Annotated in this window: 14 protein-coding genes and 1 riboswitch; of the genes, 5 read left to right on the top strand and 9 right to left on the bottom strand. The window is 61.1% G+C overall.

Translation table 11 applies throughout. From position 1 onward, the window contains the following. The first annotated feature begins 119 nt into the window (after nucleotides 1-119). Nucleotides 120-953 carry an enoyl-CoA hydratase/isomerase family protein gene (locus ACJ8PI_RS20400; RefSeq protein ID WP_164134630.1) on the top strand — a complete coding sequence of 278 codons (834 nt, stop codon included), beginning with the start codon at nucleotides 120-122 and terminating at the stop codon, nucleotides 951-953. A 14-nt stretch (nucleotides 954-967) separates the two neighbouring features. Here ACJ8PI_RS20400 and ACJ8PI_RS20405 read toward each other — a convergent pair whose 3' ends face one another. Further along, a complete protein-coding gene (locus tag ACJ8PI_RS20405; RefSeq protein WP_164134631.1) occupies nucleotides 968-2,749 on the bottom strand; it encodes a hybrid sensor histidine kinase/response regulator in 1,782 nt (593 codons plus the stop codon). Then, nucleotides 2,746-3,378, bottom strand: coding sequence for a response regulator transcription factor (locus tag ACJ8PI_RS20410; RefSeq protein WP_041036315.1), 633 nt, complete (start codon nucleotides 3,376-3,378; stop codon nucleotides 2,746-2,748). The genes ACJ8PI_RS20405 and ACJ8PI_RS20410 overlap by 4 nt, the downstream gene beginning before the upstream one ends. Before the next feature lie 175 nt (nucleotides 3,379-3,553). Here ACJ8PI_RS20410 and ACJ8PI_RS20415 point away from each other — a divergent pair, with 175 nt between their 5' ends. Continuing rightward, nucleotides 3,554-3,868: a hypothetical protein gene (locus ACJ8PI_RS20415; protein ID WP_025303891.1), complete on the top strand. Its 315-nt coding sequence runs from the start codon at nucleotides 3,554-3,556 to the stop codon at nucleotides 3,866-3,868. Between the two features lie 195 nt (nucleotides 3,869-4,063). Further along, nucleotides 4,064-7,126 carry an autotransporter outer membrane beta-barrel domain-containing protein gene (locus ACJ8PI_RS20420; protein WP_319861459.1) on the top strand — a complete coding sequence of 1,021 codons (3,063 nt, stop codon included), beginning with the start codon at nucleotides 4,064-4,066 and terminating at the stop codon, nucleotides 7,124-7,126. A gap of 145 nt (nucleotides 7,127-7,271) precedes the next feature. Here ACJ8PI_RS20420 and rluF read toward each other — a convergent pair whose 3' ends face one another. Both rluF and ACJ8PI_RS20430 read right to left on the bottom strand, forming a co-directional pair. After that, nucleotides 7,272-8,141 (bottom strand): 23S rRNA pseudouridine(2604) synthase RluF, encoded by an 870-nt coding sequence (gene rluF, locus ACJ8PI_RS20425; RefSeq protein WP_021504493.1) that lies wholly within the window; start codon nucleotides 8,139-8,141, stop codon nucleotides 7,272-7,274. A 105-nt stretch (nucleotides 8,142-8,246) separates the two neighbouring features. Continuing rightward, nucleotides 8,247-8,687 (bottom strand): winged helix-turn-helix transcriptional regulator, encoded by a 441-nt coding sequence (locus ACJ8PI_RS20430; RefSeq protein WP_164134633.1) that lies wholly within the window; start codon nucleotides 8,685-8,687, stop codon nucleotides 8,247-8,249. Between the two features lie 95 nt (nucleotides 8,688-8,782). Here ACJ8PI_RS20430 and ACJ8PI_RS20435 point away from each other — a divergent pair, with 95 nt between their 5' ends. Further along, entirely contained in the window at nucleotides 8,783-10,012 is a 1,230-nt protein-coding gene (locus tag ACJ8PI_RS20435; RefSeq protein WP_164134634.1) for an MFS transporter, read from the top strand. Here ACJ8PI_RS20435 and ACJ8PI_RS20440 read toward each other — a convergent pair. The 5 genes from ACJ8PI_RS20440 to ACJ8PI_RS20460 all read right to left on the bottom strand — a co-directional run bounded on the left by ACJ8PI_RS20440 (nucleotide 9,989) and on the right by ACJ8PI_RS20460 (nucleotide 14,547). Continuing rightward, nucleotides 9,989-10,669 carry a methyltransferase gene (locus ACJ8PI_RS20440; protein ID WP_164134635.1) on the bottom strand — a complete coding sequence of 227 codons (681 nt, stop codon included), beginning with the start codon at nucleotides 10,667-10,669 and terminating at the stop codon, nucleotides 9,989-9,991. The genes ACJ8PI_RS20435 and ACJ8PI_RS20440 overlap by 24 nt on opposite strands. Nucleotides 10,670-10,770: 101 nt before the next feature. After that, nucleotides 10,771-11,196, bottom strand: a complete 426-nt coding sequence (locus tag ACJ8PI_RS20445; RefSeq protein WP_164134636.1) for a GNAT family N-acetyltransferase — start codon at nucleotides 11,194-11,196, stop codon at nucleotides 10,771-10,773. Nucleotides 11,197-11,266: 70 nt separating this feature from the next. After that, nucleotides 11,267-13,231, bottom strand: a complete 1,965-nt coding sequence (locus tag ACJ8PI_RS20450; protein WP_164134637.1) for an FUSC family protein — start codon at nucleotides 13,229-13,231, stop codon at nucleotides 11,267-11,269. A gap of 4 nt (nucleotides 13,232-13,235) precedes the next feature. Beyond that, on the bottom strand, nucleotides 13,236-14,273 hold the full coding sequence (gene mdtN / locus ACJ8PI_RS20455) for a multidrug transporter subunit MdtN (RefSeq protein ID WP_049194891.1): 1,038 nt from the start codon (nucleotides 14,271-14,273) through the stop codon (nucleotides 13,236-13,238). Between the two features lie 10 nt (nucleotides 14,274-14,283). Continuing rightward, nucleotides 14,284-14,547: a YtcA family lipoprotein gene (locus ACJ8PI_RS20460; protein ID WP_025303884.1), complete on the bottom strand. Its 264-nt coding sequence runs from the start codon at nucleotides 14,545-14,547 to the stop codon at nucleotides 14,284-14,286. A gap of 217 nt (nucleotides 14,548-14,764) precedes the next feature. Between ACJ8PI_RS20460 and ACJ8PI_RS20465 the strand changes: the two genes are divergently transcribed. After that, nucleotides 14,765-15,379, top strand: a complete 615-nt coding sequence (locus ACJ8PI_RS20465) for a TetR/AcrR family transcriptional regulator (RefSeq protein ID WP_049194890.1) — start codon at nucleotides 14,765-14,767, stop codon at nucleotides 15,377-15,379. 91 nt (nucleotides 15,380-15,470) lie between these two features. Then, nucleotides 15,471-15,567: riboswitch (TPP riboswitch) on the top strand. Nucleotides 15,568-15,598: the final 31 nt, after the last annotated feature.

Raw genomic sequence — 15,598 nt, forward strand, 5'->3', positions numbered from 1 at the left:
TATCCTCCCGCATCCCTGGGATGCTTAAGGTGCGTAATTGACGCCAGGTATGCAAAGTATACCATTCGAAACACGGCGCGAATAACCCGCACTTGTACCCCAGGTAAAAGGACATTGAGATGACAGATACAGATTTCAGCAAACTCAGGCTGTCTCATGCGCATGGCGTGATGACGATCGCTATCGATAACCCACCGGTAAACGTACTCGATGTGGCGCTGATGTCGGAAATCAGCCGTTTATTGCTCGCGGTGCGTGACGATCCGGATACGCGGGTGTTGGTGTTCCAGAGCGCGAACCCAGCGTTATTTATTGCTCACGTCGACATGACCTTGATCGATGAGCCGCACGCTTTCGACGAACTGGCGAGCAACGCGCCGGAGGGGCTTAATCCGTTCCAGGCGTTTGGCGAACTGCTGCGCAGCCAGCCGCAGGTCACTCTCGTTAAGCTGGCCGGGCTGGCGCGCGGCGGCGGCGCCGAGTTTGTGGCGGCGGCCGATATGGCTTTCGCTGCACGGGAAACGGCGGGACTGGCCCAGTGCGAGGCCTTGATGGGCATTACGCCCGGTGGCGGCGCGACGCAGTATCTGACGAGCCGAATGACGCGCGGCCGCGCTCTGGAAGTGATCCTGGGCGCCGAGCTTTTCGATGCCGCTACCGCAGAACGCTACGGCTGGATTAACCGCGCCTTGCCTGCCGCCGAGCTTGATGATTTCGTCGATCGGTTAGCGCGCAATATCGCGGCATTGCCTGCGGGAGTGATTGCGGCGGCCAAACAGGCGATGCCTGCGCCGGATCTGCAGGCCGGTTTTTATCGCGAGCACGACGCCTGGGCGGGATTGTTCGCACGCCCGGCAGCGGAGCGGTTGATTCGCGGCGGGCTGAAGGCCGGTGCGCAAACCCCGGAGGGGGAGCGCAACCTTGAAGGCCTGCTGCGGCATCTTGCCCGCTAAGGCACCGCCGCGCGCTAGCCCGCCCCCCACTGCGTCAGTAGCGCATGCAGCCTGGCCGGCTCCAGCGGTTTGCGCAGCACCAGATAGCCTTCCTGCTCGGCCTCTTGCAATATCTGCGAGTTGAACTCGCCGCTGACCATCGCGCCGCTCACGTCCGGCAGGCGTTCGAACAGCGCTTTCAGGATGTCGAAACCGCTCTCGCCGGAACGCAGGCGCTGGTCGCACAGCACGGCGAACGGCGTAAAACCGTCGTCGACGATGGCGAAGGCTTCCTCGGCGGAGGCCGCGCAGCGCACGGTGATGCCCCAGGTGCTCATCAGGCTCTCCCAGGCTGAAGTCACCAAGGGATCGTCGTCCACCACCAGGCAGGCGCCGCGCAGCGGCGCATAGCGGATGGGCGTGGCGATGTTGTCGTAGGCGGCCGCGGTTTCCGGCGCTTTGTCTTCGCCGATGTATTGCGTGAAGCGCATCCAGAAGCGCGAACCTTTGCCTTCGACGGAGTGCATGCCGTACTTCACCTTCATCAGCTTGGCGCAGCGCGCCACCACCGCCAGCCCCAGCCCGTGGCCGGCGCTGTCGATTTTCCACGCCAGTTCGGGGCGGTAGTAAGGGGAGAAGATTTTGCTTTTCTCTTCGTCGGCGATGCCCACGCCGGTGTCCCATACTTCCACCAGGCACTCGGCGCCGCGCGGGCGGATGGCGATCAGCACGCCGCCCCGTTGCGTGTAGCGCAGGGCGTTTTGGATCAGGTTGATCAACGATTGCCGCACCAGTAGCGGATCGCCCATCACGCTGATGCGCCGTTTAGGCCGCCAGGTGCGCAGCGCCAGGGCGCGGCTGTTGGCCTCTTCGCGGAACAGGGTGATCACCGAGTCGAGCAGGGCGCCGATATCCACATGGGTGGCGGCGGTGCGCACGTTGCCGGACTCGATCTTGCTGAGATCGAGCAATGAATTGAACATCAAATGCACCGAACGCACGCTCTGCTGCAGATCCAGCAGCTGTGGCGTCAGGCTGTCGTCGCGGTTCTTGTGGATGATGGCTTCGATCAGAAAGCCCATGGCGTGCACCGGCTGGCGCAGATCGTGGCTGGCGGTGGTCAGGAACTGGTTCTTGTCCAGCAGCGCCTGTTCCGCCTCCTCTTTAGCTTGCCGGAACTGTTCCGCCAGGCGCGAGCTTTGTTCTTCGAGCAACGCCTGCTGGATAAAGAACGCATGCGAGGTTAACGCGTGGCGGTAAATGGCGAAGCCGTACAGCAAGTTCAGCATCAGCACGATGAACATCACGTCTTCCAGCCGCCAGATGATGCCGAGGTTCAGCAGCCCCCAGGAAGCGAAGAAAAAGCGGGTAAAGGTGCTGATAACCGGCGTCAGATGCGTTGCGTTGGCGGCGACGATCGCGGCGATGCTGATATTGAGCAGCAGAAAAAAGTCAAAGTTATGGGTCTGCGGGGTAATTAAATAGAGTGAGGAGATCCCCACCCCGTGAATAAACGCCACCTTATTAATGCGCGGCAGCCAGCGGCGCAGCACGGCGTCTTCATCATTTTCTTTGGCCTCGCGTTGGTAGCGCCGATGCCATATTCTGATCGCCACGGCGCATAGCAGGTAAACCATGATCCAGGCAATGGTTGGGCCGAGTTCATCCCCCAGCAAATAAATCCAGATGGCGAACGGGATGCCGACGAAAGGCACGGCGGTGAAGCTGAACACCAACCGCATGAAGGTGTTGTCCAGCAGGCGGATCTGCGCGCGTGAGGAGATGCCATCATTTTGTAAATTCTGGAAAAACTTCATGGCGACGGATCCCGTTTGCCGTGCAACAGCGTGATGGCTTCCACCCGGCTGTTGACGCCGATCTTTTTCAAGATATTACTGATATGTTCTTTCACGGTGGGTTCGGAAATAGACAGCTGCGTCGCGATCCTTTTATTCGGCAGGCCGCGCAGCATCATAGTCAATACGTCGATTTGTCTCGGCGTTAAATTGAATTTATTTAAATGTTCATGACTGTTTTTAATGGCGGATTCATTTCCTTCCGGGAACCACTCCTGATTATTATTCAACGCAAAAACCGCTCTGGCGAATAATTCCGGGGGTTCATTTTTTAATACGAACCCATGCCCGCCGGCATTGTGCACTTTCTGCCAGATATCGTTATTTTCGTCGCCGCTGACCACCAAAATACGCACCTGAGAATAACGTTGTTTTACTTCTTTGAGTAATTTCAATGCGGTGCCGGAAGAGAGCCAAAAATCGATCACCAGTAAACGCGGCGGGCCATTTTCCCTAATATGACGGTAGCAATTTTCTTCATTGGTCACCACATGTGCCTGTTTGAATCGGCAATGCGTGCTGAGAAAGTTAGCGATACCGCTTGCTACCAATGGATGGTCATCAACGACCAACGCATAATCCTGCCCCAAAGGATTCTCCTTTCGCCTTCACAGTTCAGATAGGTCTGATGAATTATTATCAACCCTCCCTACTTTAGGAGGGTTTTTTCGTTTAGGAAAGGGAAATATATTATTCGAGGATTTGGATAAGAGAAAACATAAAGCCAATCGATAATTTTAACTGATTGGTTATAAAGGATAATTTATGAAAAAACCACTTATCGCTTTAACCGTTACGATGATGATAGCCGGTTGTTCCACCCTGAAAACCGATCAGGCCATTCCATTACTGCAGGCGGAAACCGCCAAAATGCTGGGCCTGGGCTCATCGGACGAAATTACCGTGACCAATGTCAATGGCGCACAGCCGGATGCGCTGGGCGGGCAAAAACTTTCTTATCGCGCCACCACGGAAAAAGGCCGCATTTTCGATTGCTCGTCGCTGATGATGCCGGGAATTTTAGGTTCGTCGCCGTCGCTGAGCGCGCCGACCTGTACGCCGGTGGTCACGCATAAATAATTCGCTTTGGGGGCGGTATTGCCGCTTCCTGGTTTTCCATCGTCGGAGCGTCAGCGCCGGGGGGCAATAAGCTTTTGCTTCGACGATCACTAAACCGGCGTGCGCGAAATAACGTCTTACACCTCCTCTAGTGCATTGAGTTTCCCTATAACAATAAATTTCGCGCCATCACGCCAACGAGTACGGAGATAGCCCGTGAATGACAAGACATCGCATCCTTTAGCGGTTAAAACACCGCTTTCCAAACTTTACCTCGCTCTATTTTCTGCGCCGCTGTTGATGCTGGCGCCCGCCGATATCGCTCGCGCAGACGATGCCATTTTTGATGGCGACGCAAAAATTACCGAATCATTGGCCTACACCGGGGACGTTTACGTCGGCCGTAATCAAAGCGGCAACCTGCTGATCGATAATGGCAAGATCAGCGCCTATAACATCAATATCGGCCGGATGTTCAACGGCCAAATTCATGAAAGCCTGGTCACGGTCCGCGGGCCGAACGCCGAGCTGAACGCGGTGAACGATCAGTTCGTGCTGCGCGGCGGCCTGAATCTGGGGCGGGGCACCCTGCGGGTTGAAGACGGCGCGCTGGCCAGCGCGAAAGAGATCGTGGTCGGCACTACGCGTGGCTACGACAGCCACCTGATCGCCACCGGCGCCGGCTCCCGCGTCACCAGCAATTTTCTCAGCGTCGGCACCGATTTAGGGGCACGATCCACGCTGGCGATTGAAGACGGCGCGGTGCTGAACACCGCCTTTGACGCGCGCATCGGCAATGGTAGCGGGCCGGGCGAGACCGATACGCTGAGCCCGAAAGCCACGGTCACCGGGGCCAATTCCCAATGGAACGTCGGCCGCGCGCTCACGCTTTACGGCGATCTGGACGTGCTGAACGGCGGTGCGGTCAGCGTTGGCAGCATCGAAGTGGCGGGCGTCTCCGGCGCGCGTAAAACTGCCGAGTTGACGATCGCCGGCAACGGCTCACGGTTTACCAGCGGCAGCAGCGTCAACGTCGGCGATTACGGCAACGGCGTGTTGGCGGTCATGGACGGCGGGACATTCTCCGCCGGCGGCAACGAAGTGGTGCTGGGCAAGACCGGCTCCGGCTCGAACCGCGGCGCGCTGATTATCGGCAGCCGCGGCAACATGGACACCGGCACCGGGTTGACCGAGCCGACGCTCGGCGCGGCGGGCGCCGCAGGCACCATCGATGCCCAGACGGCGATCGCCCTGCGGGGCGGATTGTTCCGCAGCTATGTGTACTTTAACCATACCGACGGCAATTACGTTTTCAGCAACAAGATGAGCGGCGAAGGCGAGGTGATCAACACCGCCGGGCACACGACGCTGAACGGCGATCTCTCTGAGCTGCAGGCGAACGTCACCGCGCGCGGCGGCAAGCTCATCATCGCCAGCGACATCAATACCCAGAAAGAAGACGACATCTTCGAGATCCAAACCCTCAGCGCAGAGAACGGCGGCACGCTGATCCTCAACGCGACGGCGGGTTCCGACGTCAATAACGGGCAGGGCTACAGCAGCGCCGCGTCGATCAAGGCCGGCGGCACATTGGGCGGCAACGGCACGCTGGGCCAGACCGAGATCCAGTCCGGCGGCCATATCTCGCCCGGCGACGGCAATATCGGCACGCTGACGCTGAAACGCTACCTGAACTTTATCGGCGAATCCTTCTACGACGTCGATATCGCCGGCGACGGCCGCAGCGACCAGTTGCTGGTGGCGGGCAAAACCACCATCAGCGATCGGGCCAAGGTGCAGGTTACGGCTCTGGATCCGCAAACCAGCTATAAAACCGGCCAAAGCTATCGCATTCTGACCTCGGACGGCGGCATTGACGGCCAGTTCGCGGCGGCGGTCTCCAAGTCTGCCTTCCTCGATGTAGCGCTGAATCACAGCGCCAACGCCGTGGATCTGACCATCGCGCAGAAAGACACGGGCGGTGAAAATCCAGGGGGCGAAAACCCGGGTGGAGAAAACCCAGGCGGTGAGAATCCAGGGGGCGAGAATCCGGGCGGAGAAAACCCAGGCGGTGAGAATCCAGGGGGCGAGAACCCGGGCGGGGAAAACCCAGGCGGTGAAAATCCGGGGGGCGAGAACCCAGGCAGCGGCAAGCCGGGCATTTTCCAAACGGTGGCCGAGAGCGGCAACCAGTGGAATACCGCCGGCGCGCTCTCGACGCTGACGCAGAGCGGCCCTTCGCTGGCGCTGTACAACTCGCTGCTGCTGCTGAGTGCGCCGGAAGCGCGCGAGGCGTTCAATCAGCTGTCCGGCGAAGTCTATCCGTCGATGCAGTCTAACCTGATCGCCGGCAGCACCCAGCTGTTCAACGTGCTAAACCAGCGCATGCTGCGCCTGTTCGACAACGACAGCCTGCCGATACCGCCGTTGGCGATGTCGCTGGTGCAACCGGCGCAGGCGCAAAACAGCGGCGTCTGGGGGCAGACCTTCAGTTCCTGGGGCAGAAACAGCGGCAACGGCAACGTGGGCAAGCTGGATGGCAACACCACCGGCTTCCTGTTGGGGGCGGATCGCAAGCTGGCGGACCATAACGTGCGCATCGGCGGCTACTTCGGTTACAGCCGCGGCGACTACGACGTCGACAGCCGCCGTTCCAAGGCCGATACCGACAACTACCACCTCGGCCTGTATGCGGCGGGGCAGCAGGATGCGTTCTCGCTGCGCGGCGCGCTGGGTTACACCTGGCACAAGATCGAAGGCAAGCGCAACGTCGATTTCAGCGGCTTCTCGGATCGGCTGAAGTCGGACTACGATGCCAACTCGCTGCTGGCGTTCACCGAAGCGGGTTACCGTTTCGGCCAGCCGGAGATGAACGTCGAACCGTTCATCAACCTGAGCTACATCCGTCTGCATACCGACAGCTTCCAGGAGTCGGGTGGCGCGGCGGCGCTGAGCGTGCGCAATGAAACGATGAACACCTTCTACTCCACGCTCGGGGTGCGCGGTGTGACCGAACTGCCGAAGAACGTCAGCCTCTACGGCTCGCTCGGCTGGCAGCACGCCTACGGCGATAAGAACACCTCATCGCGCATGGCGTTTGCCGGCAGCGACGCGTTCGTCACTCAGGGCCAGGCCGTGGATGACAACGTGATGGTGGGCGATATCGGCGTGAGCGTGAAACTGTCGCGCGCCGCGACGCTGGATGTCGGCTATCAGGGGCAATTCGGCGCCGATACCCGCGTTAATTCGGTCAACGCCAACCTGCGCTGGTCGTTCTGATTCTTCCTCTAGACTTCTCTGGTACTGACTGGCCCGCTTGATGCGGGCCTTTTTTATGGTGAGAACTCAGTGGCGGCCTGTGGCTGACTTTTATGATGAAAAAGCCCGCGCAACGGCGGGCTTGGCGAGAAGCGTGAGCGGGGGGTTAACGCCCTTTTTTCTTGCGCCCTGGCTGGGTAAAGCGCTTGCGGCCGGCCGGCGCAGCGGCTTTGTCGGCGCTTTTGGGGCCGCCGGCACTCGGTTTTTTCGCCGCGGCGGATTTGGCCGGGGCCTTCTTCGCCGGCTTGGCCTCGGACGAGGAGCCTTCAATCAGTTTGAACAGCTCGATCAGCTCGTCATCGGTCAGATCGCGCCATTCGCCCAGCGGCAAGCCTTTCAGGCTGACGTTCATGATGCGCGTGCGTTCCAGCTTGGTGACCTCGTAGCCGAAGTGTTCGCACATGCGGCGGATCTGGCGGTTCAGCCCCTGCACCAGCGTGATGCGGAACACGAAAGGCGCCTCTTTCTTCACCTTGCACTTTTTGGTCACCGTGCCCAGCATCGGCACGCCGGCGCCCATGCCGCGAATAAACTCGTCGGTCACCGGCTTGTTGACCGTCACCAGATACTCTTTCTCGTGATTGTTGCCGGCGCGCAGGATCTTGTTGACCAGGTCACCGTGGTTGGTCAGAAAGATCAGCCCCTGCGAATCCTTGTCCAAGCGGCCGATCGGGAAAATGCGTTTGCTGTGGTTGACGAAGTCGGCGATGTTGTCGCGCTCGCCGTCTTCGGTGGTGGTGACGATGCCGACCGGCTTGTTCAGCGCGATCAGCACCAGATCTTCTTCATTGCGCGGTTCGATCAGCTGACCGTTAACCTTCACCACATCGCCGGCAAATACCTGAGCGCCAACGGTGGCGCGTTTACCGTTGATGAAAACGTTGCCCTGTTCGATGTATCGATCGGCGTCGCGGCGTGAGCAGATACCGCTCTCGCTAATATATTTGTTCAGACGAATGGATGAGTTAGTCAGCATGGGATCTCCGTAAAACGCGGACTATACATTACCTGCAGGGGATTGCGGAAGCTGTTAGAGAATAGATGTAATAGCTCAAGGTAACGCAGGCCTTATTGAGACTATTCATACCTTCACCACCCGGGTATTCAGCGGGGTGAGCGTCTGCCCGGCGCTGCCGATCGGCGTCAGGCGCGGGACGGGGCGGCCGCTGTCGCTTTCAACCAGCGTTGAGTGCGCTTCTCCCTCGGTGAACAGATGATCTTCCCCCCACTGGCGCAGGCCGACGATCACCGGAAACAGCGCGCGGCCTTTCTCGGTCAGCACATACTCCTGATAGGCGCTGCCGTCTGCGGCGGGCACGATTTCCAGCACGCCGTGCGTCACCAGCGCGCGCAGACGGGTGGCAAGGATGTTCTTCGCCATCCCCAGCCCTTTTTGAAATTCGCTGAAGCGGGTGACGCCGTCGAAGGCGTCACGCACGATCAGCAGCGACCACCAGTCGCCAATCACATCCAGCGTGCGCGCCACCGGGCACGGCGCGTCTTCCAGGCTTTTACGTTTCACGACGGTTATCTCCAGCTGCACATTCTGGTTGCATTATAAAACCTCTGCGCCTAAAGTTCATTGGGTTTAATAATGAAACCAGATTGAGGTATGCGATGAGCGACAAACTGCTGGATCCCCCCTGTGCGGCGCTGGGGCGCCTGCCGGCCCCTCTGGTGCTGCTGCTGGCCGCCGCCAGCGCCTTTAGCGTGGCCAACGTTTACTATGCGCAGCCGCTGCTGGACGCCATCGCCCATGATTTTTCCATCAGCCTGGCGGCGGTCGGCATGGTGATCACCGTGACCCAACTGGGCTGCGCGCTGGCGCTGCTGTTGGTGGTGCCGCTCGGGGATCGGCTGAACCGGCATTGGTTGCTGGCGGGGCAACAGCTGGGGCTGATCGGCGCGCTGCTGCTGGTGGGCTGGGCGCACAGCGCGCCCTGGCTGCTGGCGGGGATGTTGCTGGTAGGCTTATTGGGCACCGCCATGACGCAGGGGCTGATCGCTTTCGCCGCAGCACTGGCGGCGCCGCAGGAGCGCGGGCGGGTGGTCGGCGCGGCGCAGGGCGGAGTGGTGTTGGGGTTGCTGCTGGCGCGCACCCTGTCCGGCGCACTGGCGGACGTCGGCGGCTGGCGCACGGTGTACTTCTTCTCTGCCGGGGTGACGCTGGTATTGCTGCCGATCCTGTCGCGTCTGCTACCTGCGCCGCGCACCGCTCCCAGCGCGCTGAGTTATCCCGCGCTGCTGCGTTCAATGCTGACCCTGCTGCTGCATGACCGCACGCTGCAAATTCGCGGCATGTTGGCGCTGCTGATGTTCGGCGCTTTCAGCCTCTTTTGGAGTTCGCTGGTGTTGCCGCTGAGCCAGGCGCCGTTCAACTTCACCCATGCCGCGGTCGGGGCGTTCGGCCTGGTCGGCGCGGTGGGCGCGCTGGCGGCGGTGCGCGCCGGGCATCTGGCGGATCGCGGGCTGGGGCAGGCGGCCAGCGGCGTGTGTCTGCTGCTGTTGACGCTGGCCTGGCTGCCGCTCGGTTTGCTCGGCAGCGGCCTGGTTTGGCTGGTGGCGGGCATTGTGCTGCTGGATCTGGCGGGCCAGGCGATCCACGTGCTGAACCAGAGCATGATCTTCAGCGCGCACCCGCAGTCGCACAGCAGGCTGGTGGGCTGCTACATGCTGTTTTACTCCGTCGGTAGCGGGTTGGGCGCCTTTGCCGGCACCCATATGTATGCCTGGGCGGGCTGGAGCGGCGTCTGCTGGCTGGGGGCGGGCGTCAGCCTAAGCGCGTTGCTGTTTTGGCGGCTGACGCTGCGCGGCATGCCGCCCTCAGCGGCGGCGGTGGAGCAGTGAAAGCTGGAAGCCCAGCGCACCGCACAACTGCTGAGGCGCGGTGAAGCCGCTTTCCGCCAGAAGGAGACGGCTGCGCGCCGCCGCCATCGGGTGCCAGTTGCGGCGGGTGCGTTCGATCACCTCCTGCGCCTGCGCCGCGGAATGCCCGGCGCTTTGCAGCCAGTGTTGGTAGTGGCTGGCGGGCAGGCCATCCGGTTGATAGTCGAACAGCAGCAGCGGTGCGGCGGGAGAGAGGCGCTGTGCCAGCTGCTGCAGGAAGTCCAGTTTGGCGCCATCGTCGGCGATAAAGTGCAGCACCAATGAGCACACCGCCGCGTTGTGGCGGGTTTGCGGCGCTTGTTGCAGCAAGGTGGGCTGGAAGCTCACCCGTTGTGCGTAACCCGCGGCTTCGGCCTTGGCGCGCGCGGCCGCCAGCATGCCGGCGGAGGGTTCCACTGCGCTGAAACGCCAGCTGGCGTTGGCGGCGGCCAGCGCCTCCAGTTCACTGCCGGTGCCGCAACCGGCCAGCAACAGCGTGGCGTTATTCGGCAGCGTCTGCGCGAGCGTCGCCGTCAGCAGCGCCTGAGCAAACTGATAGCCGGGCACCAGGGTCAGAATACGGCGATCGTAGTCCGCCGCCGCGGCATCGGGGAAGCGAGTATCCGTTTGATGTTGCATAACCTTCCTTGCAAAGTTCATTGAGAGAGACAAGGAAGGGTATGCTTAAATGATAATGAAATCCATTATCATTAATAAGTTCTGTGACGGGAAAGGCGGCGTTAGCGGGCCGGCGAATGCAGCAGGTAATAATCTTCCTCGCCGGCGTTGCCGGTAGAGATGATGCGCCAGCCGTGTTTGCGGTAGAACGCCAGTGCCTTTTCATTCTTCACCAGGCATTTCAGCGAGCCGGTGGCGGTGAAGGTAGCTTCCGCCGCCTGCAGCAGCGCACTGCCGACGCCGCGCGGCGGCTGATGGGGATCGACATACAGGTTATGAATGAAGTTGTCTTCGCGGTAGATGGAGACGAATCCCAGCAGTACGCCGCCGTCTTCCGCCACCCAAATCGCTTCGCCCAGCGTCGCGCCGTCGAAATCTTCCAACTGATAGTTTGAGGTATCGCGCCAGCCGAACGCCGCCTTGCGCGACGCCAGGTACAGCGTGCGCAGGAAGGGGCGATCGGTCTCTTGGTAGGGTCTTATCTGCATGGCATCTCCCGGTGGTTTGTGCTCACTATAGCGCATTGCGCCGGGCGTGCACGGCCACAAACGGAAAATGCTAGGCGTCACCCCAGGCGGGCAGGCGATTGAGCCCGTCGCTTAACTCCTGAGCCAGGTGGCGAACGGTGTCGGCATGCAGGGCGGCCAGCGGTGGATGAAAGTCGGGCGCCCGCAGCGCTTGCGGTGCGCTGGCAAGCTGCGCCGCATACCCGGCGAGAACGTGCCCGCCCTGGCGTTGCACCTCTTGCTGCGCCTCGTGTTCCTGCTCGGACAGCGCGGCGCCGCTGCCCGCCAGATAGGTGTTGAGCTTTTCGCTGGTCAGCAACAGGCTGCGCGTCTGGTTGAAGATCAGTTGGATATGCCGGGTGAAGCTTTCATGGTTATCATCCGCCAACTGCCAGGTAGGCTCCAGCGTCACCCGGGCCACCACCGCTTCGCAGCCCTCGATCTTTTGCCAGATGCCGATGGCGTTTGTGTTCTCGCCGCCGAGGAAGCGCGCCAGTTCCTGCAGCACGGTGGCAACCTGCTGCCGCAGCGACTCCCCTTCGTATTCCGGCCACAGCGTGGCGTGAATGAAGGTGGCGAACCCTACCCCCAGCACGATGCCGATCAGGCGATCGCGGATCTCGGTCAGCTCGGTGACCGGGCCGAAGCTTTCCAGCAGCGCCAGGGAAAAGGTGAACAGGATCTGTACCCCGGCATAGCTTATCTTCTCGGAGCCGGCGGCGATCCAGGCGGAGAGGGCGATCACCGGCAGCGTCAGCAGCAGCAAGCCGACGAGGCTGTCGAGGTGAGGCATGATCCACACCACCGAGATCAGCGCCAGCAGGCTGCCGATCGCCGCGCCGCCAAGACGCAGCCGCGCCCGCCGCTGCGTGGCACCAAGGCTGGGCTGCGCCACGATCAGGCAGCTCAGCATAATGGTATGAATGCCGGACCAATCGACGGCGGTATAAAACACGTAGGCCACCAACACGGTCAGCAGCGTTTTCAACGAAAACTGGATGTAAACCGGGTTGGTCAGGGCGTCGGGGGTAAAGAAGGGCACTTTCGGCGGCGGCGCGGCCTGCAGGGCGTCGGCGTAGTCGCTGCGGTTGGCGTAGACCTGCAGGAGGCCGGCCATTTCATTGAGCGGCGCCGGCACTTGCGGATCGTCGCTGCCGGCGATCGCGACGGAAAATCGCAGCGCGCTGTCGTGGCTTATCGCGGTTTGCAGTGCTCGGCAGGCGGCATCTATCTCTTGCGCCAATTTACGTGCGGCCGTGCCGAAAGCCGGCGGCAGCTGGTAGGCCAGGATATTGAGCTGCAACACCAGGGTGATCAGCGCCAGATAACCGGGCTCGTTGGCGCGGCAGCGATCGCTGCGCATCACCGAGAAGCGCAGCAGCTTATGCAGCTCGGTGGCGTGCTGCGAGATGGCGCTCAGATCGCGCGTCTCGCCGCCGTGGGCCAACATAGCGCGGGTTTCGTCCAACACCGCGATCATCCGGCCCTTTAGCTGCTTCAGCGGTTCGGCCGGCAGCAGTAGGGTATTGACGATCAGAGTGAGCAGAATGGCGTAGTTGATCGCCACCCATACCCACAGCACCAGCCGTATCACCACTTCCGCCTGCGGAGTGAGATCGACAAAGCTTTGCGTGTAGATCACCACCAGCGCCATCAGAAAGAACAGCACTCCGACCTTGGTCACCCGCATCAGGAACACGCTGAGGAAAAACAGCGCGCTGGAGAGCAGAATGCGCAGCATCGGGTAGTCGTAGGTGAACTTCAGCACCAGGATAGCGGCGCCGATTGCCAGCGTGGAGCTGACGAAAAACAGGATACCGATCGCGCGGGTGATCACGATATTGGACTGCGTGATAAAGAAGACAGCGATCAGCGATAGCGCCAGCCACGGCACCTGCAGCGTCTGCGAGATCACGATGGCGATCGCGCTGGAGAGCAGGGCGCGGATCACCAGGTTGATGCGGCTGTCCGAAGGGCGCAGCTCGTCGATCAACCGGGACAGCCAGCCGCGAGACATCGTTTTACTCTTCATGGCGCAGGTTCAGCTTCGCCACCGCCGAAGCACCCACGCGGAACAGCGCCGGGTTGGGAGCCTCTACGGCGATCTTGACCGGGAAGCGCTGCGAAACGTGCACCCAGTTGATGTTGCGCGACACGTTGGGCAGCCCGCCCAGCACGGTGCCGCCGTCGTCGGGCTGTACGCCGTAACTGACCGACTCCACCTTGCCGCTGAATGTCTGGCCGGCGTCGCTCATTAAATACAGCGTGGCCGGCACGCCAGGGTGCACGCCTTTCAGGTCGGTTTCGCGGAAGTTGGCGACTACGTACCAGCGGCGGGTGTCAATCAGCGTGAACACCGGTTTGGCACTGGAGGCATATTGGCCGACGGTGGTTTTCAGCGAGGCGATGCGGCCGTCGAATGGCGCTCGCACCTCGGTAAATTCCAGATTCAGCTTGGCGATGGCGATGTCGGCCTGCACTTCGGCGCGCTGCGCGACCAGGGCTTCGACGCCGCTGACGGCGGCTTCCGCCTGTTTCGCCTGCAGCAATGCGGCCTGCAGCTCCGCCTGCGCCGAGCGCTGAGAGGTGCGGGCGGTTTCCACTTCTTCTGCCGAAACGTAGTTCTTGCCGAGCAGCTTCTGCCGGCGGTTAAGGGTGTCGGTCGCCTGCGCCACCAGCGCCTGCGAGCGTTTGACGATGGCGTTCATCGATTCGGCGTTGTACTGCTGCGCGTTGACCGAACGCTGCGTCAGCTTGATCTGCTCATTCAGAGTGATCAGGCGCGCTTCGCTGGCCGCCAGCGCGTCCTGGTAAGGGCGCGGATCGATGCGGAACAGCAGATCGCCTTGCCGCACTTCCTGGTTGTCGCGGATCGGCATCTCGACGATGCGGCCGTTCACCTCCGGCACTACGTCGATGGTGTCGGCATAGGCGTAGGCATCGTCGGTAGTGGGGGCGTTTTCCACCCGCCAGACGACGACGGCGGCCACGATGAGCGTCAACGCCAGGATGGTAAGCACCAGCAGTCTGCGCTTGTTGGAGATTTGTGGTTGGGTCATGGCGTCAGTCTCAGTGGGGGAAAACCAGTAACCAAATCAGCATGGCGATCAGCGCAGTCAGCGCCGGATACGTCAGCAGCTGCGGCGCCAGCCAGGCGCGTTTTTCCGGGGTGCGCAGCAGCAGGTGGATCGCCACCATGCCCGCCACGCCGCCGCACAGGCAAAACAGCCAGTCGGGGAACGAAGCGCCGAACACCACTATCGACGGTGCCGGCGAGCACCCGGTGAGCAACAGCGCGGTCAGGCAGGTGATAAGCAGTTTTTTGTCGGGCATAGGGCATTCTCTGGCGATTGGCTTGGGCGACGGGCCGAATGAAATGACTCTTTTTCAGTGAGTGAGGTCACTGTTTGTCTTCCCCACGCTTGCGTCAGGGTAAACTAGAATAAATACTCTACTCTAAACTAGAGGTATTGATCTAGTTTTTTGTGTCGCCCTGCCTTCGCGGCGGCAAATGGGTATAATGCGTTGATGACAGCGGGCAGAAACGAATATGCAAATCGACGAACACATCACCGGGCGAGAGCCGCAGCAGGAAAGAGGGCGGCAACGCGTACAAACCATTCTGGATTCGGCGGCGGCGATCGTGGCGCAGGACGGGCTGGCGGCGCTCAGCATGCAGCGGCTCGCCAAGCACGCCAAAACCTCCATCGGCTCGATGTATCACTTCTTTCCCGATCGTCACGCAGTGATCAAGGCGCTGGCGGATCGGCATACCGAGTCGGTCGAGGCGCTGATCCGCGACATGGCGTTGGCCAGTGACGACGAGTGGCGGCGCCTCTCCGCTGAAGAGGTAATCCAGCGGCTGTTTTCACCCTATGCGCAGTACCTGCGCGAGCACACCGACTACCTGCCGGTGATGCGGGAAATGAACCTCCCGGACGAAAAGTCCAGCTTCCTGGCGCTGATCGCCAGAGTGCTGCAGCTGCGCCGCCCCGAAACCGCCGAAGCGGAGATCCTGCAGCAAACCCGGCTGTTGCAAAGCCTGGTGGCCGGCACGCTGCACCATATCTTCAAGACAGCGCCGCAGAGCGTGGCGTTCACGCTGGCGGAGCTGCCCGGCGTGCTGAGCCTGTATCTGGCGGGAAAAGAGGGGAACATCGCTTAGGCGCGAGCCAATTTATTCGCTTGTTTGTCCGCGCCGCCGCTGGCATGATCCCCTGCAGGGATTAACGCAACGTTGATCACAACCTATTGATTTTCATGACTCGGGGTGCCCTTCTACGTGAAGGCTGAGAAATACCCGTATTACCTGATCTGGATAATGCCAGCGTAGGGAAGTCACGGCCGCCCAGCCGGCGCCGCCTTCTTGAACGCCGGTTGGGAG

It is taken from the genome of Serratia sp. CY82433 (assembly GCF_052166535.1).
GTDB lineage: Bacteria > Pseudomonadota > Gammaproteobacteria > Enterobacterales > Enterobacteriaceae > Serratia > Serratia sarumanii.